Genomic DNA, 19,915 nt, shown 5'->3' on the forward strand with positions numbered 1-19,915 from the left:
CTATTGCCCACGCGGCGGCGCGGCGAGCAGGTAACGGATCCTACCGGTTCCCCCGAGCGCTTCCGGCGCCTCGGCGCGGCGGCGAAAACGCGCGGTCTTGTCGGACAGGATGCCGCCAGCGATGGCTGGAAATGCAAGGGGGTGCGTCACAGCGTAGGAGATGGCCCGCGCGACGCCGAACTGCTTTTTCAGATCAAGGAAGTGCCGCAATTCATAGCGTGCCCGGATATGGCGCTCGTGCTTGCGGATCAACGCCCGATCCTTTGGCAGCAGGGCCGGCCCGGCCAGCATCGCGCGATCGGCCTCGTAGAGACGCTTGAGGTCCTCCGTGCGGTGGCTGCCGCTCAAGGAATCGCCGCGCACGACCGCACCATAGCCGCAACTGTGAATGATCTTGTAGCGCGCTCCCTGCGCAAGAGCTCGGGCATAGAGATCGTAGTCCTCGCCGAGCCTCAGCTGTTGCTTGTAGCGCAGCCCATGGCGGTCGAGAAAATCACGCCGGATCAGCGGCTTGAGGAAGCCGATTTCACCCCTGCGGACGCCGCGCCGGGAGATATTGCCTTCGACGAAGGCCCCCAGGCCGATATGGTACGGTTTTGCCTCGAATTCGGCGATCTCCAGATGGGCTTGCGATGCCCTTGCCTCGTCGACGAAGGCGATGTTGTCGGCGACAAAGTCCCAGCCGTCTTCTGCAAGCAGTCGCGCGGAGCGTCCCGGCAGCAGGAAGTCGTCGGCGTCGAGCACGCTGAGGATCGGCGCTTGCGACATCCTGATCGCGTGGTTCCGGGCAGCGGCCGGTCCCTGGTTTTCGTCGAAACGAAGGATGCGCAACCGGCCGCTCGCATCGTCTGCGGCGCGCGCAGCCCCGCCTGTGTCGTCCGTCGATCCGTCGTCGACGACAATGACTTCGCTCGTTTCCGGCTCCCTCAATGCTGACGATACGGCACGCCCGATGGTGGGGGCGGCATTCTTAGCAGCGATGATGACGCAGATTCCATTGTTCATCGTTCCGACCGTTCTCCGTTGCAAGTGCGCGTGAAACGCGGGTGCCAGTCGCCAGGATAGGAGCGAAGCGGCACGGCGGGACCATGGAAAATGATCGTGTCCCCTTCGGGGCCATGCTGGAGATGATCGTGACAGATGGCGCGAAAGCGGCCCTTAAGAAGGCGTCAGTAGTTGGAAGGCCCGGGTTCGTTCAGCCTGGAAACCGTCAGACTCGAGGCCGATTTATCCTCAGCACCCACTGCAGTGGGCACGATCGCCTCATCAACCTTCCGTTGGCGCTCGCGCGCTTCCCTCCAAACGAGAAAGAGTACACCCGCGAAATACCCAACCTGCAGCAGGACCGCGCAAATCAGAGTTCGAATGAGGGTCCCGGTTAGCGAACCCGTCAGACCATACGTCACCAGTCCGAAGACCAGCAATGTGCCGACCATGCTTATGAAGACACGCGGACCATACATCGCGCTAGCTCGGGCCCATGGAATGAATTGGGAATGTCATGTCGAGGCGGCCTCCTCCCGGACACCTTGGGAGCGCGTCGAGTATATTCGCCGGGCGTCGCAGGTTCAATCTTTGGCTGCGCTTCCTTATTGAACAGGATGAAAAGGCGGGCAATTCAACAGGTTGTGATCGCCTTGGCTCGACCTCGTCTCCTGCAACGAATCGTACCGTGGCCAAATCGGGCGGCATTCGGCCGTATTGCCGCCGCATTACATCAACTGCGTGATCGGCTGAACGCAGATGCAGCCTCTGATGTATGCGACCAGCTCCCTTGTGATCACCTTTTGTTACAGGATCTATACCGGCAGTCCCCTGCGATCAGCGCATCGCCGCGCAATGCTGCACTGCAATAGCGGAAGGAAATTTGCTTTAAATAGAAACACTGCATCCGCTCACAAATATAAACAAAGAACTCATGAAATGAAAAAGATGAACATGCTCAGAGCATAAACTATCAAATTTAGCCAAGCGCAAAAAATAGTAATATTATCTATATAAATTACTTATTACGACAACCTGATACATGCGAGAATAGAATTATAACTATGATGAACATATATTATAAGCACCTTAAATAGGAGGCCTCACGCGCTGTCACCAAAAATTCTCCCCTGAAACAAACTCTGACCAAACGTTGCGTGTTGGATAGCGCCCGCGTCCCAAGCGGACACGACCAATCGACAAACCGGAACGGAGCCCCCTCTATGAAGTCCGCGACACGATCGGCCAGTTCGACGTTTCTCAGCACCGGTACAGCCGGCGCCCCGCCGCTTGGCGGAATTACCAAGCGCGGTTTTGATATCCTGGCCGCCTCGATGGCACTCGTTTTTCTCAGCCCCATCTTCCTGCTGATCAGCCTGCTCGTCAAAATGTCCGATGGCGGCGCGGTGTTTTACGGACACCGCCGCGTCGGCCACAACGGGCGCAGCTTCCGCTGTCTGAAATTCCGGACCATGCGGGTCGACGGCGACCGCATCCTCCAGCAACACCTCAAGGCCAACCCGGATGCCTATGAGGAGTGGCGCACGACCCGCAAGCTCAAGGACGATCCGCGGGTGACGGTCGTCGGCACCGTGCTGCGCAAGCTCAGCCTCGACGAGCTGCCGCAACTCTTCAACATCCTCCGTGGCGAGATGAGCATCGTCGGGCCGCGGCCCGTCGTCGAGGACGAGCTCGAGCTCTACGAGGCTGCCGCCGCCTACTACCTGCAGACGCGCCCGGGCCTGACCGGTCTCTGGCAGGTCAGCGGACGCAACGATGTCTCCTACGCCGCCCGCATCGCATTCGACTCCCAGTATGTCCGGACCTGGTCGCTGACCAACGACGTCATCATCGTTGCCAGGACGATCCCCGCCGTCTGCCTGTCGCGCGGCAGCTACTGATCTCACTGAACGGGTACATCCATGACGAAGGTTAGAGCGGCTGCGATGCCGCGACGATTCCCTATTCGCACTTCCACCGCCGGCATGGCCCTCGGTCTGGTGCTGGGGTTGCTGCACAGTGGTCCGGCACGTGCCGATGAATATCGGCTCGACGTTCTCGACAAGCTGCGCATCCGCGTTGTCGAGTGGCAGACCGCCGAGGGGGCCGTTCGGGACTGGTCTGCGCTCAGCGGCGACTATGCCGTTGGCACATCCGGGCAAATATCCCTGCCGCTCGTCGGGGAACTTCCGGTCGCCGGCAAGACGACCGCCGAAGTGGCCGCCGAAATTGGCGATCGGATGCAGAAGCTCTTCGCGCTGCGCGACCTGCCCTCGGCTTCTGTCGAGCTGGCGCAGTACCGGCCGATCTATGTCGCCGGCGGGGTACAGGATCCCGGCGAATATCCTTTCGCCCCCAGCATGACGGTTCTCAAGGCCATCAGCCTCGGCGGCGGATTGCGCCGCGGTGAGGCGGGGCAGCGCTTTGCCCGCGACTTCATCCGGGCGGACGGGGATGCGTCGGTGCTGGTGGCGGAGCGCAACCGGCTCCTCGTCCGGCGCGCCAGGCTGCAGGCCGAAATCGCCAAGAAGGATAAGATCGCTCCGCCCGGCGAACTGAAGGACGCGCCCGACCAGACGAGCCTCGTGGAAAGCGAGACGGCGCTGATGGAATCCCGCGACCGCAGGCAGAAGGTCCAGCTCGCGGCGCTGGCAGACCTGAAGGCGCTGTTGCAGAACGAGATTGATTCGCTTGCCAAGAAGTCGGAGACGCAGGCCCGCCAGCTTTCCCTTGTCGATGAGGATCTCAAAAAGGTCGAAAGTCTCACCGAAAAGGGCCTGACGGTCAGCTCGCGAAAGCTGTCGCTCGAGCAGAGGATCGCCGATGTGCAGGCTTCGCTGCTCGACATCGACACAGCGTCGCTTAAAGCCAAGCAGGACGCCAGCAAGGCAAACCAGGACGAGACCAATCTGAAGAACGATTGGGATGCAATGCTTGCGCAGGAACTGCAGAACACCGAACGCGAACTGGAGGCGGTGACATTGAAGCTTTCAACCAGCCAGAAGCTGGTGTCGGAAGCCTTGCTGCAATCGACGGAAGCGGCCGCCACCAAGGAGAACGGTTCCGGTGCCGACATCGCCTATGTGATCGTCCGCCAAAAGGATGGTCAAGCGACCGAAATCACGGCTGACGAGACGACGGAAGTGCTGCCCGGCGACGTGGTCAAGGTTCAGTTGAACATGGCCATGCGATGAGGCTCGCATGAGGATCGCCAAGGCCAGCCTGGTAACGCCCGGTGAGAACCGGGCCTACGGCATCGTTGCGGTGGCCCTGTCTCTCTTCGTGTTTGCCTACTCGACGCTGTTCGGCCAAGTATCCATCCTCGCCTATTACGGGTTGTGGCTCCCGCTTGTCCTGCTCGACTACCGCAGAGTACTCGGCAACTACTCGCGCTACCTCTGGATCCTCCCATTCGCGGTCTTCGCCTGCCTGTCGATGTTCTGGTCAGCCGCCCCCGCGCAGACGCTGCGCACGGGCATCCAGTACCTGTCGCATGTTATCTGCGCGCTGATTGCCATGCGCACGATCGACATTGCGACGCTGGCGCGCGGTGTGTTGGTTGGAGTCGGCCTCGTGCTCCTCTATTCCTTCGCTTTCGGCGTGTATCATGCCGACCCGCTCGACGGCACGGTGAGCTTCGTTGGCGCCTTCGCCTCGAAGAACCAGCTCGGCTTCTACGCCTCGCTTGGCGTTTACTTCGCGGTCGCGGCGGTCACGATCCTCGGCGAGCGCCGTCTGTGGATGGCCGTGAGCGCAGGCGTGGGACTGCTCTCTGGCTATGCCCTTGCCGTATCGCAGTCGGCGACCTCCGTGCTGACGACGGTTGCAGTTGTCGGCTGCTGCATTGGCCTTAACATATTGACGTGGCTTACGCCGCGAAACCGCAAGTCGCTGTTTGTCGGCGGAACCATCCTGTTTGCAGTCGGTACTGTCGCCTTCATCTCAGCCGGGGGCTATGGCCTCGTGCTCGGAGCCTTCGGCAAGGACGCGACACTGACTGGCCGAACCTATCTTTGGCAACAGGGGATCGAGGCGGCCGCGGCCAATCCGTGGTTTGGTGTCGGTTATCAGGCGTACTGGGTCCAGGGCTTTTCGGAAGCGGAGCGGCTGTGGGAGGAATTCTACATCGGCACCCGAACCGGTTTTCACTTTCACAACACCTTCATCGGGGCCGCGGTCGAGACAGGTGCCATCGGGCTCCTGCTGCTGTGCATGGTGCTGGTCGTCACGATCGCCGGGCATCTTGGCCGCTTCCTCTCGACTGACCGCCATCCGGAGGCCGCGCTGCTGCTGGGGCTGGCTGTGCTGCTCGCAATGCGCGCTTTCGTCGAGATCGACATCATGACGCCCTATCATGTGGGCTCGTTCCTCCTTTATGTCGCCGCCGGCAAGCTGACCATCCGTCAGTCGCGCCGTATGGCAGGCCCGACACCCTGGCCGGCCGTTCCCCGACTTCCTGTTGCGTCACTCGCCACAGGCGCCAGCCCGCAACAACGCCTTCGCAGCTAGAGCAGGCCCAGCCAGCGCGGCAGAGCCAGCGACAGCGCCGGGATGAAGGTCGTCAGCACCATCACCGGCAAGGCGACGAAGGCCATCATCCGCAGAGCAGGACCGACGGCGTGATGGACAGAAACCTTGCCGATCCGGCAGGCCATGAACAGCACCGGCGCCATGGGCGGGCTGTTCGCGCCGATCACCACCGAGGTCGCGACGATCGCCGCGAAGTGAACGGGATGGACATCGACCGAGACCATCAACGGCAGCAGCAGCGGCGCAATCACGACCGTGACCGAGACATCGTCGATCAGCGCCCCGGCGATGATCAGAAAGACGTTCACCAGGATCATCACCCCGATCGGGTTGCTGACGAGTTGGGCGACAAGTTCGGTCAGGTCCTGCGGGATGCGCTCGGCAACGAGGATGCGGCCGATCACGAAGGAAAAGAGCAGGATCAGCACGATCGAGCCGGTGGTCTCGGCGGCCGCCACGGTGCTGTCGCGCAGCCGCGCAAGGCTCATGTCGCGATAGACGAAAATACCGATGGTGACGGCGGCGACGACGGCGAAGGCGGCCGCCTCGGTCGGGGTGAAATAGCCCCCGTAGATGCCGCCGATGATGATCACGGGCAGGGAAAGCGCCGGCAGTGTGCGCAGCGTGATGCGCCTCTTCTCAGGCCCCGAGAGCCTGCGCTCATCGTGAAGCTCGTGGATGCGACGCCCGATCTGGGCGCGGTTGAAGAGCATAAGCCCGATCATCAGCATGATCCCGGGCACGATCGAGGCCGCGAAGCAGGCCGCGACCGATTGCTGGGTCGCCACGGCGAAAAGGATCATGGTGATCGACGGTGGAATGAGGATTCCGAGCAACGAGGAAACCCCGAGAAGAGCCGCCGAATAGCCGCGTGGATAGCCGCGCTCGGCCATCGGGTCGATCATCAGCGTCCCAATCGCCGCCACTGCCGCCGTGGCCGTGCCGGCAATCGCACCGAAAACGCCCGATGCCCCGACCATGGCATTGCCAAGCCCGCCGCGCCGCCGACCGATGGCCATTTCGATGAAGGCGACGAGCCGGCTCGCGATCCCGCCCGACTGCATGAGATAGCCCGCGAGGATGAACAGGGGCAGTGCCAGCAGGATCACTGAATTGAGCGACCTGAAGCCCTGAAGCATCAGGGTGTTGAGGTTCACGTCATAGATCCAGACCAGCGCGGCGACGACACCGGCAAAGGACCATGCAACGGGAAGGCCGATCCCCAGAAGGACAAGCAACAGCCCCAGGACGAGTATCGCCTCCATCTTAGGCCTCCCTGCTGGAATGAACGATCTGAAGGCCTGTGCGGACGAGGTCCCGCAGCGCGTAGAGGATGGCCGAAACTGCGGCGAGCGCGAGCGATGCCTGCGCCGACCACAACGGCAGGTCAAGGACCGGAATGGCCTGGGGGCGCTTCATTCCCCATGCCAGCATCTTCCAGACCCAGAGCGCGAAGAAGCCGGCAATGACGAGGGTCAGGGCAGCGACGACGAGACTGTGGATCGCCTTGACGCGGGGCGATTGAAGCGAGGTTGCCAGGAAATCGACAACCAGATGCTCGGCGCGGCGCGAGGCCAGAACGGCCCCTGCCATGTAAAGCCAGATCGCTGCGAGAAGGCTCGCCTCATGCATGCCAAGCAGCGCATAGTTGAAGAAGAACCGGCAGATCACCAAAGCGACCAGCGCAAGCGTTACGATTGCGCTGGTCACCAGAACGGTCGCGCGCAAGAGCCAGGCAAAGACCCGGTCTATTGATGTCAGGAAGGCGATCACGCGAACCTCGATGGCGACAGGGATCAATCGGCGGATGCGTTCTGCCGGACGAGATCAAGGAGATCCGCGCCGATGAGCGGCTCCATCTGCGGCCAGACCGCCTCGCGCACGGTTTTCCGCAGCGATTCAAGCTCTTCGGGGCTCAGCTCGACGTACTTGTGGCCGAGTTTCTTCCAATCCTCGACATAGCCGTCGTCGGCCCGCTTGGCGGCCTCGAACTGCGCCAGCATGACCTTTTCGGCCCCGGCGGCGACGGCCTGCTGCTGTTCAGGCGAGAGCTTGTCCCAGCTTTCCATGTTGGCGGTCAGGATGCCGGTCAGGAACTGCTGGCGGCTGTGGACGTAGTCGGTCAAGACATCGCCGAAGTACTTGAAGTCATAGAAGATCACGTTGGCACTGTCGCCATCGACGACGCCGGTCTGAAGCGCCGAGTAAAGCTCGCCCCAATCGATCGTCGCGGTCTGATAGCCCATGGCGGCGATGGTCTCGGTGAAGGGCGAAACCGGCGGCACGCGGACCTTGAAGGTCTTGGCTGCCTCGACGGTGGTCGCATGGCCGCCCTTGGTTCCGACCCCGTTGAAGCCTTCCGGCCATGCGCCGAGATACTTCAGCCCGGCATCGGCATAGACCTCAGACAGCGCGCTGCTCAGCCAGCCATCCTTGCCATAGGCCGCCAGGGCCGCAGACCAGTCGGTGAACATGTAGGGCGTATAGATCAGCGAGATGCGCTTGTCGTAGGAGGTCATCGGCCAGTTCAGCATCAGATCCACGTCGCCAGCCATCAGAAGGTCGAACACCTCCTGCTGGCCGCCAAGTTCGTTCTGATAGAAGATTTCGAGCTTCAGTTCGCCATTCGTGGCGGTCTCGATCTCCTTCGCCCAGTTCTCGATCGCGTTGCCCGCATCCGAGCCTTTCGCGCCGGAATCGGTTGCGATCTTCAGCGTCTCGGCCACGGCCGGGCCCGCCCATGCCGTGCAGGATATAATCACAGCCGCCAACGCCGCGGCTTTCAGGTTGCACATTGCATATCTCATCGTGTCTCCTCCCCCAGGGCTGTCTTCCCTCAGGCCTCGTGTTTGTTCTTGAAAATCTCGTAAGCGAAGCGCGCCCTTACCCCGATGTCGAGGAAAGGCCGCGGCGGGACCGGCGTCGGCGTGCCGAGGCTGATCATGTCTGAAATCAGCGGATCGTCCTCGCCAAGCGCCATTTCCGCGGCAAGCCGCCCGCTGATCGTGCCCTTGGCGACGCCCACGGCGTTCTGGCATACCGCGCTCCAGACGTTCGGGGCGACCTGACCGAAACCCGGCGCTCCATTGCGCGAGAGGCAGATATAGCCGGTCCAGGTATGCTCCATCGTGACACCTTGGAGCATCGGGAAACGGTGGTCGAACAGGCGCTGATGCTCTGCGCGGATCTTCAGACGGCGCTCGTCGGATTGCCGCAACCCAGGGCAGAAATGGATGTTCTGCCGGATCAGGATGCGGTGATCGTTCGTGTAGCGCATGGTAATGCCCGCGAAGGCATTCGCCGGGGTCGAGCCCCACGGCGCGATATTGCCGAGCGCAGCCTGTTCCGCCTCGGTCAGACGACGCGAAAGGCTGGCGTGCGCGGCGAAGTTCAGGAGCTTGCCCTTCCAGAAACCGAAGCGCGCGGCGAGCCCGTTCACGGCCAGGACGGCCTTCGGCGCCTTGACGGAGCCCTGCGCGGTCTTAAGCGTGATCGTGGAGCCAAAATCCGCCTCGAGCACCGGGCAATTTTCATAAAGCGTCACGTTCTCGGGCAGATTTTCACCCAGACCGCGATTCAGGGCGGCAGGATTGAGAAGCACCGTCCCGCGCGTGTAGACCGACGCCGCGAAATGGCGCGTGCCAAGCCGTTTGGCGGTCTCTTCGCGCCCCAGCCATTCGTAGGGCTCGTTCAGCCGGTCCAGTTCCTTGATCGTCGGCCTGAGAACCTCCTCCCCCCCTCTCTCCGAGGTGGCGGTATGATATTTCCCGTCCTCGCTCCAGTCGCAGTCGATGCCGTAACGCTCGACGCAGTCGCGCAGGGACGAGATCCCTGCACGGGCGAGCCGCATGTAGGCATTTCCCTTGGCCAACTCTTCGAGCGATGAGCCGACGTTGTGGGGCAGATCGATGGCAAAGCCCGAGTTCCGCCCCGAGGCGTTTTCGCCGAGCTGCTGCGCATCAAAAACGACGATCTTTGCGTTCGGGCGCAACTCACCCAAACGCCGCGCCGCGCCGATCCCGGCAAAGCCGGCGCCGATCACAACGACATCGGCGCTGATATCACCGGTCAGCGGCGGGCGAGGCTGGCGCGACGGCAGAAGCGCACTCCAGCCGTTCACCCGGTCATCCTTGGGAAGCAGCGTAATGCGGGTCATGCGGCAACCCCGCGCGCCCAGCTTGCAGGCTGAAGACTGTAAAAGACCAGCGCATCCTTCGAGCGATAGCACACCGGCGTGCCGGCGGGCAGCCAGATCGTGTCCATCGGCGCCGCTTCGAGCAGACCCGCGGGTGTCTCGACGGAAAGTTCGCCCGAGATCACCAGGATCAGCTCGTCATATTCCACCTGCCACGGAATATCCGCATCACGAAAACGGGCAAAGCCGCCAGAAAGCTCACTGCGATCGGCAAGCCCGGCAACCTCCACGACATCCGCCATCTCAGGATAGGCGAAACGCGGCTGAAAGTTCAGCGCTGAAAAGCGGTTTACTCGCGCCGGCGCCTTGGCTTGGTCCGTCATCTTTCTCTTCCACCCGGTCGTTCTGTCTGATCTAAATAAATCACGACGACAAGACACATGTGTATGGACACATGCATGCCTGTATGGAGATGTCAATGACGAACCGCGAACTGATCGAGCGAGTCAGCGCTGCCGCCGGGGAGAACCGCGCCGAACCGCGCCTGACGCGCGCCGATTGGCTCGACAAAGCGTTGCGGGTTCTGATCGAAAACGGCATCGATTCGGTCAGGATTACGCGTCTTGCGGATTTGCTCGGAGTCACGCGGGGCAGCTTCTACTGGCACTTCGCAGACCGCGGAGCGTTGCTCACGGCGATGCTCAAGGTGTGGGAGCAGTCCAATACCGCCAGCATCATCCGTGCCGCGACCTCTCCGGGATCACTCGAGGACCGGGTTCTTGCCCTTTTCATGTGCTGGATCGATCCCGAACTGTTCGATCCCCGGCTCGATTTCGCGGTGCGCGACTGGGCGCGCGGCGACGCGGAGCTTCAGCGCAACATCGCAATGTCCGATCAACAGCGGATGGATGCGCTTGTTGCCATGTTCGCGTCCCATGGCTTTCCCGAGCGCCAGGCTCTCATCCGCGCCCGCAACTTCTACTATACGCAGATGGGATACTACGCCCTCAACATACACGAGCCGCTGTCGGCCCGCTTGTCTTATCTGTCGACCTACTTCGAGACCTATACGGACGAAACGCTGAGCGCCGAAGCCGAACGCGCCTTCCGTGTCCGCATCATTGCACGCAAGGATCTCTGGAGCGATGAGCCCATTCCGCACCGTTGAGGTGGCTGGTCGATGTCGGTGTGCCGCAAGTGGTGACGATCATCGAGAAGCGGTCCGTCTCGACTTCGCAACTGATCACAGGCCGCTCTTCCATGTGATGACGCACCATGCGGCGATCAGAGCAATGGAGCGTACATCTCCGGGTCTGCTTCATAATTGATCGGTGTAATCGCCACGTATTTGATAACCCAGAGATAGGCGTTCATCGACTACGGATGCCAACGCTTGGCCCGCATGCCACCGCCGGCTTAGATAGCGCCTTGTCCCATGCCGTTTATTCAGGCGCACGCGGCCATCTTGGGTTCTTTCAAGCGGGGATAGTCGTAGGCGTTGACCTTCGAGGTGGTGTAGCCGGCACCGACCAGCGCCTCGGCCAACTTGATCGCTGCCGTAACACCGTCGATGACGGGGACGCCCGTCGCCTCGCGCAACCGATCGCAGAGAGCGGACATGCCGGCGCAGCCGAGAATGATGGCCTCCGCCCGATCTTCCTTTTTCGCCGCCTCGATCTCGCGGATCAGCAGTTGCTCGGCCTCGGCCGGATCCTCCTCCAAACCGAGCACCGGCAAATTGATGGCACGAACCATGCGACAGTGGCGCTCCGCGCCGTAGTCGCTCACCAGGTCTTCGATAATCGGGATCGATCGGGGCAACGTCGTGATGATCGAGAAGCGGCGGCTGATGGTCATGGCGACCTGCACAGCCGCCTGGCAGATGCCAATGACAGGTCCGCGCGCCACTTCTCGCGCGGCATGGAGCCCCGGGTCGTCGAAGCAGGCGACCACATAGGCATCGACGCCCAAGCGCTCGCCCTTGCGGATCTCGTCGAGCATGCCGGGAACAGCCATCGCCTCGTCGGCACCGCCCTCGATACTGACGGGCGTGTTCACGGGGTTGACGGCCGAGACATGCGTATCCTTCTGCTTGACCCGCAGCGCGCTCTCCAGCGCCTGCGCGGTCATGGAGGCCGTGGAATTGGGATTGATCAGACGGATGTGCATGTAGGCAAACCTTTCAAAGCCCTTACTCGCCCTGCGGCTTGATAAAATCGGCAATCGGCGGAGCCTTCAGGACGAACTGGCGGTCGGAGGTGATGTAATTGTCGGAATGCAGACGCGCGATCGGCTGATAGCGCTCGGGGTCGACATAGCGCCCCTCCTCGTCCAGGCATTCCCGACGGACATGCATGTGGACGACCTCGCCAAGAACGAGAGTGCGGCGCGGGTAATCGATCAGCCGCTCGACCCGGCATTCGAAAACGCAGGGCGATTCCGCAGCGTAGCTCGCATCGATTTTGCTGCAGGCCTGAGCCGTCAGCCCGGCCATGGAAAGCTCGTCGACTTCGCTGTCGAACCCCAGGCCGCAGACGAGCATCTGCTCGGACAGCGCCATGTCGACCATGTTGATAGCGAACTCCTGCGTGTGGCGAATATTCGCCATCGTGTCCTTTTCCTCGCCCGTCAGGCGCGGCTGGATGCCGAGCACCACGATCGGCGGATCGTGGGAAAAGACGTTGAAGAAGCTCATCGGAGCCGCATTGTTGTGGCCGGCGGACGAACGGGTCGTCACGAGCGCAATTGGCCGGGGCCCGATGAAGTTCGTCAACAGACGGTAGCGGCTTTGCGGCTCAAGCTCGGTAAAGTCGAATTCCATGGCGCTTTTCCGGATTTATGATCTACAATGTAGTCTCATATTGTTGACAATTCTGCAATCAAAATCCTACTGTTACAGTTGACTTTTTCTGCTGCATCCCGCTTGTCTAGCCCCAATGGGGAGTGAATCCGATGTCCGAGCAATCCGGCCCGTCCACGCAACAAATTGTCGAGAAAGTCTGGCTGTCCATCGCCGAGCGCAGGCTCCGTCCCGGTGTGCAGCTAAAGGAAGAGCAGATGGCGGCGATCTTCAATGTCAGCCGCGCCCGCATCCGCCAGGCCCTTGCCGTTCTTGAACGCGACGGTCTCGTCACCATCGTGCCCAATCGTGGCGCCTTCGTCTCCAAGCCTTCGGTCGAGGAAGCCCGCGATGTCTTCTTCGTGCGCCGCACGGTGGAACGCTGCGTCGTGGATCGGCTGTGCAAGTCGGTGTCCAAGGCCGATCTCAAGCGCCTGCGCGACCACGTCGCCAAGGAACGCGTTGCCAATGCCAACGATGTCACGACCGATATCATCAAGCTCTCCGGCGGTTTCCATCTGCTGCTCGCCGAAACCGTGGGCTCCGACTTCTTGTTCACGACCATGCGCGACCTGATCTCTCGCTCCTCGCTGATAACCGCCGTTTACCGCAACACCAATCGCTTCAATTGCGGGCCGGACGAGCACGCGGACATCGTCGAGGCGATCGCCGCCAACGATGCCGACACGGCGACCCATCTGATGGCCCATCATCTCGAGCACGTTGAATCCGAACTCGACCTCAGCGAAATCCGCGACCTTTCCCATGATCTGCGCGCAGCACTTGCCTGACGCATAACGTCAGGCAGGCACCGCCTCTTCCACGGCGAGGTGGCAGGCGACGCGCGTGCCGTTGCCCAGCGCGCGGATGGCCGGCACTTCCGCGGAACAGCGCGCCGTTGCGAGCGGGCAACGCGGATGAAAGGTACAGCCGGATGGCGGCTTGAGCGGGCTCGGCACTTCGCCGCCCGAAGGTTCCCGGTCGCGCCGCGGGGCGTCGATATTGGGGATGGTCTGCAGCAGAAGCTGCGTATAGGGATGGCGTGGGTGGGCGAAAAGCTCTTCCGTATCCCCCTCCTCCACGATCCGGCCGAGATACATCACCGCGATGCGATCCGACATATGGCGCACCACGCTCATGTCGTGGCTGATGAAGAGATAGGTCAGGCCCAGCTCGTCCTGCAGCCGGCGCATCAGGTTCAGAACCTGCGCCTGCACCGAAACGTCGAGCGCCGAGGTCGGCTCGTCGCAGACGAGAAATTCCGGCTCGCTCGCAAGCGCGCGGGCGATCGAGATGCGCTGGCGCTGGCCGCCGGAAAACTCGTGCGGAAATTTCTCGCCGTCCGAGGCCGAAAGACCGACGGTGCGCAGCAGCTCCTCCACGCGCTCGGTAATCTCGGCCGGCGTCTCGCGCAGCTTCAACTCGCGTAGCGGCTCGGCGATGATGTTCTTCACCCGCCAGCGCGGATTGAGCGAGGCATAAGGGTCCTGGAAGATCATCTGGGCGGAAAGCGGTGCCCCCTTGCGGCCCGGCGCGAAGCGGATTTCCCCGGCACTCGGCCGGTACAGCCCGGTGACCAGCCGCGCGACCGTCGACTTGCCGCAGCCGCTCTCGCCGACGATGCTGAGGCACCCGCCGGCCGGAACGGTGAAGTCGATGTCGTTGACCGCCTGCACGAATTGGCGCGGCTTGCGCTCGATGACACGATTGAGCCAGGGCGCGGAAACATCGAAGGTCTTGACCAGGCCGTTGACGGTCAGGGCCGGTGCTTTCTGAGCGGATGTGGTCATGCGTTTCCTCCCGCGTTAAGCCAGCAAGCGCTGGCGCCTTCGCCGACGGCTATGAGTTCGGGCCTTTCGCGCAGACAGCGCGGGCCGGCGGAAACGCAGCGCGGATTGAAGGCACAGCCGGCCGGGATGGCATCGAGCCGCGGCATCGAGCCGTCGATCTGGTTCAGCTTTGCCACCCGCGCGCCAAGCGAAGGGATCGAGGCCATCAGCCCCTGTGTGTAGGGATGACGTGGTGCATGCAGCACCTGCTCGACCGGGCCGATCTCGATGAGGCGGCCGGCATACATGACGGCGACGCGATCCGCAGCTTCGGCAATCACGCCCATGTCGTGGGTCACCAGCATGACGGCCGTCTGCTTCTCCTTGCACAGACGCCGCAGCAGCGAAATGATCTGCGCCTGGATCGACACGTCGAGCGCCGTCGTCGGCTCGTCCGCGATGATCAGCTTAGGGGACGCGGCAAGCGCAAGCGCGATCACCACACGCTGGCGCATGCCGCCGGAGAACTGATGGGGATAATGGTTGACCCGCTCCTCCGGCGAGGGAATGCCGACATCTTTCAGCAGCTGCACCGCCCGCGCTCGCGCCTCGACCTTGCTGAGCGACAGGTGCTGGCGGATCGTTTCGGTAAGCTGAGCGCCGACCGTGAAGAGCGGATTGAGCGAGGTCAGTGGATCCTGGAAGATCGCGCCGATCTCGCGGCCACGGATACGCTCCATCTCCCGGTCGCCGAGCGTATCGATGCGCCGCTTGCCGAGCCAGACCTCGCCATCGGCGATGCGGCCGGGGCGTTCGAGCAGGCCCTGGATGGCAAGGCCGGTCATCGACTTGCCGGCGCCGGATTCGCCGACCACGCCGAGGATTTCGCCGGCGCGGATGGAGAGGCTGACATCCGACAGCGCGGTCACGGTGCCGCGCCGCCCCGGAAACTCGACCTTTAGATTGCGGACATCGATGACCGCCTGTTCTGCTTTACCCATTTTCGTCCACCTCGATCGGATAGCTCGGCGGGAAGATCTCCGAAACCGGGGGATTGGCCCAGCTTCGCTCGGGATATTTGGCGATCAGCCCGTCATACTGGGCCTGCGCCTTCCTACGCGCCTCCTCCATGTCGATGCCCGCCACCTTGCGGGCGAGCATGGAGACGCGGCCATCGACGAAGACGGCGCGGGTGACCTTGCCCGACCCGCCGGTAACCAGCGTCGTGATCGGATCGATCGACGGCGCCATGACCGCATCATCGAGATCGAAGACGGCAATATCGGCGCGGGTGCCGGGCGACAGATGGCCGAGATCCGACCGGCCCAAGGCCCGGGCACCGCCGAGCGTGGCGGCATCGAAGAGATCGGCCGAACGCAACTGATCGGACGCGCCGTCGGCGATGCGGCCGGTGATCAGGCCCACAAGCAGGTTCATCCACATGTCCGCAGGCGTCGTATCCGTGCCCATGGCGATGTTGATGCCGTGCTTGCGGCAGGCGGAGAAGGAATTGAGGATGCTGCCGCCACGGCCGGAGACAAGCGGGCAATGGACGATGGAAACTCCGTTCGCCGCGTACAGCGCCAGGTCTTCCTCGGTTGCATTGGTGGCGTGCGGCGCGATCAACCGGTCGCTGAGCAGGCCGGCCTTGGCGAGCCAGACCGGTGCGGTCGAACCGTGGAGTGCGCGAACCGTGTCCACCTCCATGCTGCCCTGCGCCATGTGCAGGCGGAACTTGCAGCCGAGATCGCGCGCCGCCGCGTCCGTGCGCTGGATCAGCGCCAGGGTGGAGGTTTCGACCCGGTCGGGCGCCAGCATGCCACGCACGAGATCGCCGTGGCGGCCGTTCTGCCGCTCGATATAGGCGATGGCGTCCTTCAGGCCCTGAAAGCCGCGCTCTTCGTCGAAAACCGGCACCATGCGGCCCGGCTCTTCAAGAACCATGCCGCCGGAGCGATAGGCGGGGCTGAGATAGACCCGGAGGCCGAGTTCGCCGGCGGCATCAGCCGCAGCATCGAATTCGGCAACCGTCTCACCCCATTCGCGATAGAACAGCGAGGCGATCGGTGCGGCCGTGGTGATGCCGTTCAAGAGCAGCTGACCGAAGGCGAAGCGCTTCTGGAAGGCCAGCTCTTCCTGACTGTACATCTCATAGGGGCCGGCTTCGACATAGGAGCGCGGCCAGACGCGGCCTTTGGCCCAGCCGGGGTGATGGTCGATGCCGAGAATGGTGGTATCGAGATCGGAAAGCGCGTCGAGATCGATCAGGCCGGGGCTGATCAGCGCATTGCCGAAATCGATGCGGCGGACCACTTCGCCGGGAAACCGATGGCCGACGAAGAGGATTTCGCCGTGTTCGAAGACCACTTCGCCGTTGCGCAGCAGACGATGGCTGCCGTCCTTGTGTCCGACCACCCAGCTGGCGGTGACGAGCGTGCGGCCTTCGGGACGGCGGCCGAGTTCCAGGGAGATATCGGTCATCACGGCATCTCCACGATCGCCTTGCCCTGACGGGCAACGACGCGACCGCCCTTGACGACCAGCGGTCGCGGCGCGATGTCAACGACTGCATGGGCAAGGGTCTCGCCGGTCAACAGCGTGAAGTCGGCATTGCAGCCGACATCGAGGCCATAACCCTCCAGTCGCATGACATCAGCGCCGCCCTGGGAGACGACGTGCAGCACGTGGGCGAGCTCGTGATCCGAGCGCAGCCCGTTCTTCATACCGATCACCTTGGCGCGGTCGAGCATGTCCGGCTGCCCCCACGGGCCCCAGGTGTCGCGAATGCCGTCGCAGCCGCCGCCGACGCGGACGCCCGCTTCCTTCAGCCGCATGATCGAGGGCACGTTGGCGGACGGCGCGCCCGTCGTCAGGATCGCGACGTCGAGGCGGGCGATCTCTTCGATCAGCTTGCCGACCCTGACATAGTCGTTCATCCCGAGAGCGAAGGCGTGGCTGATCGCCACCTTGCCTTCCATGCCGTTGGCGCGAATGCGCTCGAAGATCAGTTCCATGGTGAAGGCGCCGAGATCGGCGGCCTCATGCAGGTGGATGTCGATCGGAACGCCGTGCTTGACCGCCAAAGCGAACAGGATGTCGAGCTGGCCCTTCGGGTCACGGTCGATGCCGCAGGGATCGATGCCACCCAGCACCTCGCAGCCCTGACTTAGCGCTTCATCCAGAAGTTCCACCGTGCCCGGCATGACCATGACGCCGGACTGCGGGAAGGCGACGATCTCGATATCGATGATGCCCTTGAGCTTCTCACGCGTCTGCCACACGCCTTCCACCAGCGAGAGGCCGTGGGTCGGGTCGATATCGACATGGCTGCGGATATGGGTGGCGCCGTTCGCCACGAGGCCGATCGCATGGCGCATCGACTGGCGATGCGGATCGATGCCGATCTCGAGGCGGTTTTCGCGCTCGAAATCGATGCGCTCGCGCAAGATCGCCGCGCGATTGTTGACGTGCCAGGGCATGTTCCAGGTCGTCTTGTCGAGATGCGTGTGGGCGTCGATGAGCCCCGGCACGACGATCGCGCCATGCCCATCTTCCACGGCCGTGCCGGCCGCCGGCTGGTAGGCACCCAGGCCTGCGATCTTTCCATCCTTGATCAGGATGTCGCAGCGTTCGCCGGCCATCGGCCTGACATTGCGGAGAAGAAGATCGTGCATGGAATTACCTCAGTTTGGGATTGAGCGCGTCGCGCAGCCAGTCGCCGAGCATATTGACGGTGACGACCAGCAGGCAGAGTTGAATGACGGGGAACAGGACGATCCACCAGGAACCGGAAAACAGGAACTGATTGCCGATGCGGATCAGCGTGCCGAGCGATGGCTGGCTCGGCGGCATGCCGATACCGAGGAACGACAGCGTTGCCTCCGTCAGGATCGCCATGCCGAAGTTCAGCGTGGCGGCGACCATGATCGGCGTTAGCGTGTTAGGCAGGATGTGCAGCGCCATGATGCGCCGGGCCGGCACACCGATGAGCTTTGCCGCCGCAACATAATCCTTGCCGCTTTCGACGATCGCCTGCGCTCGCACGGTTCGCGCATATTGCACCCAGGCCGACAGCGCGATGGCGAGAACGAGCACGGCGGACGCCCCGACCTCGCGCAGGCTTTCCGGCAGCATCTGCCGCACGACCGTAGAAACGAGGATGGCCACGAGGATGGTCGGAATCGACAGCGTGATATCGCCGATGCGCATCAAAAGGTTATCGGTGAAGCCGCCGAAATAGCCGGCGACGAGGCCCGCCGCCATGCCGATCACCAGCGACAGCACCACCGAGGCGATGCCAATGACGATGGAGATGCGCGTGCCGTAGAGGATGGCCGAGAGCATGTCGCGCCCCTGCGTATCCGTGCCGAGCAGATAGGGCCATTCGCCGTCCTGGCTCCAGATCGGCGGCAGTTCCGCCTTCCACATGTCTAGGGAGGCGCCGTCATAGGGATTCTGCGGGGCAATCAGTGGTGCAAAGATCGCCGCGAGAATGAGGATCGCCAGCACCAGCGCGCTGATCTGCGCCGACCGGCTCTGGGTGAAGGACCACCAGACATCGCTGTTGCGGATGCGCTTCAGGAGCGACGGGTGGGCGGGCTTTTCCGTTTGCGGTTTGGCGGTTTGCAAAAGGGTCATAGAACCGGGTCCCCTCGGGTTAGCGTGCGGTGCGCAGGCGGGGATCGATCACCGCATAGGTGATGTCGACCAGCGTGTTGAGCACGACGAAGATGAAGGAGATGATGCAGAGATAGGCCGCCATGACCGGGATATCGAGGAAGGTCACCGCCTGGATGAACAGCATGCCCATGCCCGGCCACTGAAAGACGGTTTCGGTGATCAGCGCAAAGGCGATCAGCGAGCCGACATTCATGGCCGTCATGGTAACGACCGGCATCAGGCAGTTGCGCAGCGCATGGCGGAAATAGATGCGCCAGCGCGGAATGCCGCGCGCCCGAGCGAACTTGACGAAATCGGAACGCAGCACTTCCAGCATCTCCGCCCGCACCAGCCGCATGACCAGCGTGATCTGGTAGAGCGACAGCGCGATCGACGGCAGGATGAGGGCGGCGCGGCCGGACGGCGTCAACAGGCCCGTCGACCACCAGCCGATCTGCACCACATCACCGCGCCCGAAGGACGGCGCCCATCCGAGGATGACGGCGAATACGAGGATGAGCAGGATGCCGACCACGAAGCTCGGCAGCGACACCCCGACAATGGAGAGGAATTGCAGGCCCTCCGTGTACCATTTGCCGCGCTTGATGGCGGTCAGCACGCCGAGCGGCAGGCCGAGGACCAGCGAGATGATGGTCGCCACCAGGACCAGCTCCAGCGTCGCCGGGAAGCGCTCGGCGATCAGCGGCAGCACTTTCTGGCCATTGCGGTAGGAAACCCCGAAATTGCCCTGGGCGGCATCGCCGACGAAACGGACATATTGCGTCACGAGGCCATCATTCAGGCCGAGCCGCTCGCGCAGCGCATCCTTGTCCGCCTGCGATGTCTGCTCGCCCACCATCAGTTCGACGGGATCGCCCGCGAGCCGGAAGATCAGAAAGGCGAGCATGGCGACGGCAAGCATCACCAGGATCGCATTCCCGAGGCGCTTGATGATGAAGACCAGCATGAGTGACCTCTCGGCTTCGCGCCGTCCGCGGC

20 protein-coding genes are annotated in these 19,915 nt (G+C 62.8%); 5 read left to right on the forward strand and 15 right to left on the reverse strand.

What is annotated here, in order from left to right; translation table 11 throughout:
* Both J2Y48_RS16365 and J2Y48_RS16370 read right to left on the reverse strand, forming a co-directional pair.
* Nucleotides 1–1,005 (reverse strand): glycosyltransferase family 2 protein, encoded by a 1,005-nt coding sequence (locus tag J2Y48_RS16365; protein WP_310420093.1) that lies wholly within the window; start codon nt 1,003–1,005, stop codon nt 1–3.
* A gap of 164 nt (nt 1,006–1,169) precedes the next feature.
* Nucleotides 1,170–1,463, reverse strand: a complete 294-nt coding sequence (locus tag J2Y48_RS16370) for an exopolysaccharide production repressor protein (RefSeq protein WP_310420095.1) — start codon at nt 1,461–1,463, stop codon at nt 1,170–1,172.
* A 744-nt stretch (nt 1,464–2,207) separates the two neighbouring features.
* Here J2Y48_RS16370 and J2Y48_RS16375 point away from each other — a divergent pair.
* The 3 genes from J2Y48_RS16375 to J2Y48_RS16385 all read left to right on the forward strand — a co-directional run bounded on the left by J2Y48_RS16375 (nt 2,208) and on the right by J2Y48_RS16385 (nt 5,493).
* On the forward strand, nt 2,208–2,885 hold the full coding sequence (locus J2Y48_RS16375; RefSeq protein WP_310420097.1) for a sugar transferase: 678 nt from the start codon (nt 2,208–2,210) through the stop codon (nt 2,883–2,885).
* An 84-nt stretch (nt 2,886–2,969) separates the two neighbouring features.
* Complete coding sequence (locus tag J2Y48_RS16380; RefSeq protein WP_310420353.1) at nt 2,970–4,178, forward strand: polysaccharide biosynthesis/export family protein; 1,209 nt, start codon at nt 2,970–2,972, stop codon at nt 4,176–4,178.
* A gap of 7 nt (nt 4,179–4,185) precedes the next feature.
* The gene (locus J2Y48_RS16385) at nt 4,186–5,493 is read left to right on the forward strand and encodes an O-antigen ligase (RefSeq protein WP_310420099.1); all 1,308 of its coding nucleotides are present in this window, start codon (nt 4,186–4,188) and stop codon (nt 5,491–5,493) included.
* Here the strand turns inward: J2Y48_RS16385 and J2Y48_RS16390 are convergent.
* The 5 genes from J2Y48_RS16390 to J2Y48_RS16410 are packed head-to-tail and all read right to left on the reverse strand — an operon-like array spanning nt 5,490 to nt 10,032.
* Nucleotides 5,490–6,779, reverse strand: a complete 1,290-nt coding sequence (locus J2Y48_RS16390) for a TRAP transporter large permease (protein ID WP_310420101.1) — start codon at nt 6,777–6,779, stop codon at nt 5,490–5,492. The genes J2Y48_RS16385 and J2Y48_RS16390 overlap by 4 nt on opposite strands.
* A 1-nt stretch (nt 6,780) precedes the next feature.
* The gene (locus J2Y48_RS16395) at nt 6,781–7,314 is read right to left on the reverse strand and encodes a TRAP transporter small permease subunit (protein WP_310420103.1); all 534 of its coding nucleotides are present in this window, start codon (nt 7,312–7,314) and stop codon (nt 6,781–6,783) included.
* Nucleotides 7,311–8,321: a TRAP transporter substrate-binding protein DctP gene (gene dctP, locus J2Y48_RS16400; RefSeq protein ID WP_310420104.1), complete on the reverse strand. Its 1,011-nt coding sequence runs from the start codon at nt 8,319–8,321 to the stop codon at nt 7,311–7,313. The genes J2Y48_RS16395 and dctP overlap by 4 nt, the downstream gene beginning before the upstream one ends.
* Before the next feature lie 29 nt (nt 8,322–8,350).
* Nucleotides 8,351–9,670, reverse strand: a complete 1,320-nt coding sequence (locus J2Y48_RS16405) for an FAD-binding oxidoreductase (RefSeq protein WP_310420106.1) — start codon at nt 9,668–9,670, stop codon at nt 8,351–8,353.
* A complete protein-coding gene (locus J2Y48_RS16410) occupies nt 9,667–10,032 on the reverse strand; it encodes a hypothetical protein (protein WP_310420108.1) in 366 nt (121 codons plus the stop codon). The genes J2Y48_RS16405 and J2Y48_RS16410 overlap by 4 nt, the downstream gene beginning before the upstream one ends.
* Nucleotides 10,033–10,127: 95 nt before the next feature.
* Here J2Y48_RS16410 and J2Y48_RS16415 point away from each other — a divergent pair, with 95 nt between their 5' ends.
* On the forward strand, nt 10,128–10,817 hold the full coding sequence (locus J2Y48_RS16415) for a TetR/AcrR family transcriptional regulator (protein WP_310420110.1): 690 nt from the start codon (nt 10,128–10,130) through the stop codon (nt 10,815–10,817).
* Nucleotides 10,818–11,095: 278 nt separating this feature from the next.
* Here J2Y48_RS16415 and J2Y48_RS16420 read toward each other — a convergent pair whose 3' ends face one another.
* Nucleotides 11,096–11,818 (reverse strand): aspartate/glutamate racemase family protein, encoded by a 723-nt coding sequence (locus J2Y48_RS16420; protein WP_310420112.1) that lies wholly within the window; start codon nt 11,816–11,818, stop codon nt 11,096–11,098.
* Between the two features lie 22 nt (nt 11,819–11,840).
* The gene (locus J2Y48_RS16425) at nt 11,841–12,470 is read right to left on the reverse strand and encodes a flavin reductase family protein (protein WP_310420114.1); all 630 of its coding nucleotides are present in this window, start codon (nt 12,468–12,470) and stop codon (nt 11,841–11,843) included.
* Nucleotides 12,471–12,601: 131 nt separating this feature from the next.
* On the opposite strand from J2Y48_RS16425, the gene J2Y48_RS16430 reads away from it, so the two are divergent.
* Nucleotides 12,602–13,279 carry a GntR family transcriptional regulator gene (locus J2Y48_RS16430; protein WP_310420116.1) on the forward strand — a complete coding sequence of 226 codons (678 nt, stop codon included), beginning with the start codon at nt 12,602–12,604 and terminating at the stop codon, nt 13,277–13,279.
* 9 nt (nt 13,280–13,288) lie between these two features.
* On the opposite strand, the gene J2Y48_RS16435 is transcribed toward J2Y48_RS16430, so the two are convergent.
* From J2Y48_RS16435 to J2Y48_RS16460, 6 genes are read right to left on the reverse strand one after another with little or no spacing between them, the layout of a single operon-like run.
* Nucleotides 13,289–14,278 carry an ABC transporter ATP-binding protein gene (locus J2Y48_RS16435; RefSeq protein ID WP_310420118.1) on the reverse strand — a complete coding sequence of 330 codons (990 nt, stop codon included), beginning with the start codon at nt 14,276–14,278 and terminating at the stop codon, nt 13,289–13,291.
* Complete coding sequence (locus J2Y48_RS16440) at nt 14,275–15,258, reverse strand: ABC transporter ATP-binding protein (RefSeq protein WP_310420120.1); 984 nt, start codon at nt 15,256–15,258, stop codon at nt 14,275–14,277. Before J2Y48_RS16440 ends, J2Y48_RS16435 begins: the two co-directional genes overlap by 4 nt.
* Nucleotides 15,251–16,738 carry an amidohydrolase family protein gene (locus J2Y48_RS16445; RefSeq protein WP_310420122.1) on the reverse strand — a complete coding sequence of 496 codons (1,488 nt, stop codon included), beginning with the start codon at nt 16,736–16,738 and terminating at the stop codon, nt 15,251–15,253. Before J2Y48_RS16445 ends, J2Y48_RS16440 begins: the two co-directional genes overlap by 8 nt.
* On the reverse strand, nt 16,738–17,931 hold the full coding sequence (locus tag J2Y48_RS16450) for an amidohydrolase family protein (RefSeq protein WP_310420124.1): 1,194 nt from the start codon (nt 17,929–17,931) through the stop codon (nt 16,738–16,740). Before J2Y48_RS16450 ends, J2Y48_RS16445 begins: the two co-directional genes overlap by 1 nt.
* Nucleotides 17,932–17,935: 4 nt before the next feature.
* Nucleotides 17,936–18,895, reverse strand: coding sequence for an ABC transporter permease (locus tag J2Y48_RS16455; protein ID WP_310420126.1), 960 nt, complete (start codon nt 18,893–18,895; stop codon nt 17,936–17,938).
* 19 nt (nt 18,896–18,914) lie between these two features.
* Complete coding sequence (locus J2Y48_RS16460) at nt 18,915–19,883, reverse strand: ABC transporter permease (RefSeq protein WP_310420128.1); 969 nt, start codon at nt 19,881–19,883, stop codon at nt 18,915–18,917.
* Nucleotides 19,884–19,915 lie beyond the last annotated feature (32 nt).

This window comes from Mycoplana sp. BE70 (assembly GCF_031455855.1).
GTDB lineage: Bacteria > Pseudomonadota > Alphaproteobacteria > Rhizobiales > Rhizobiaceae > Mycoplana.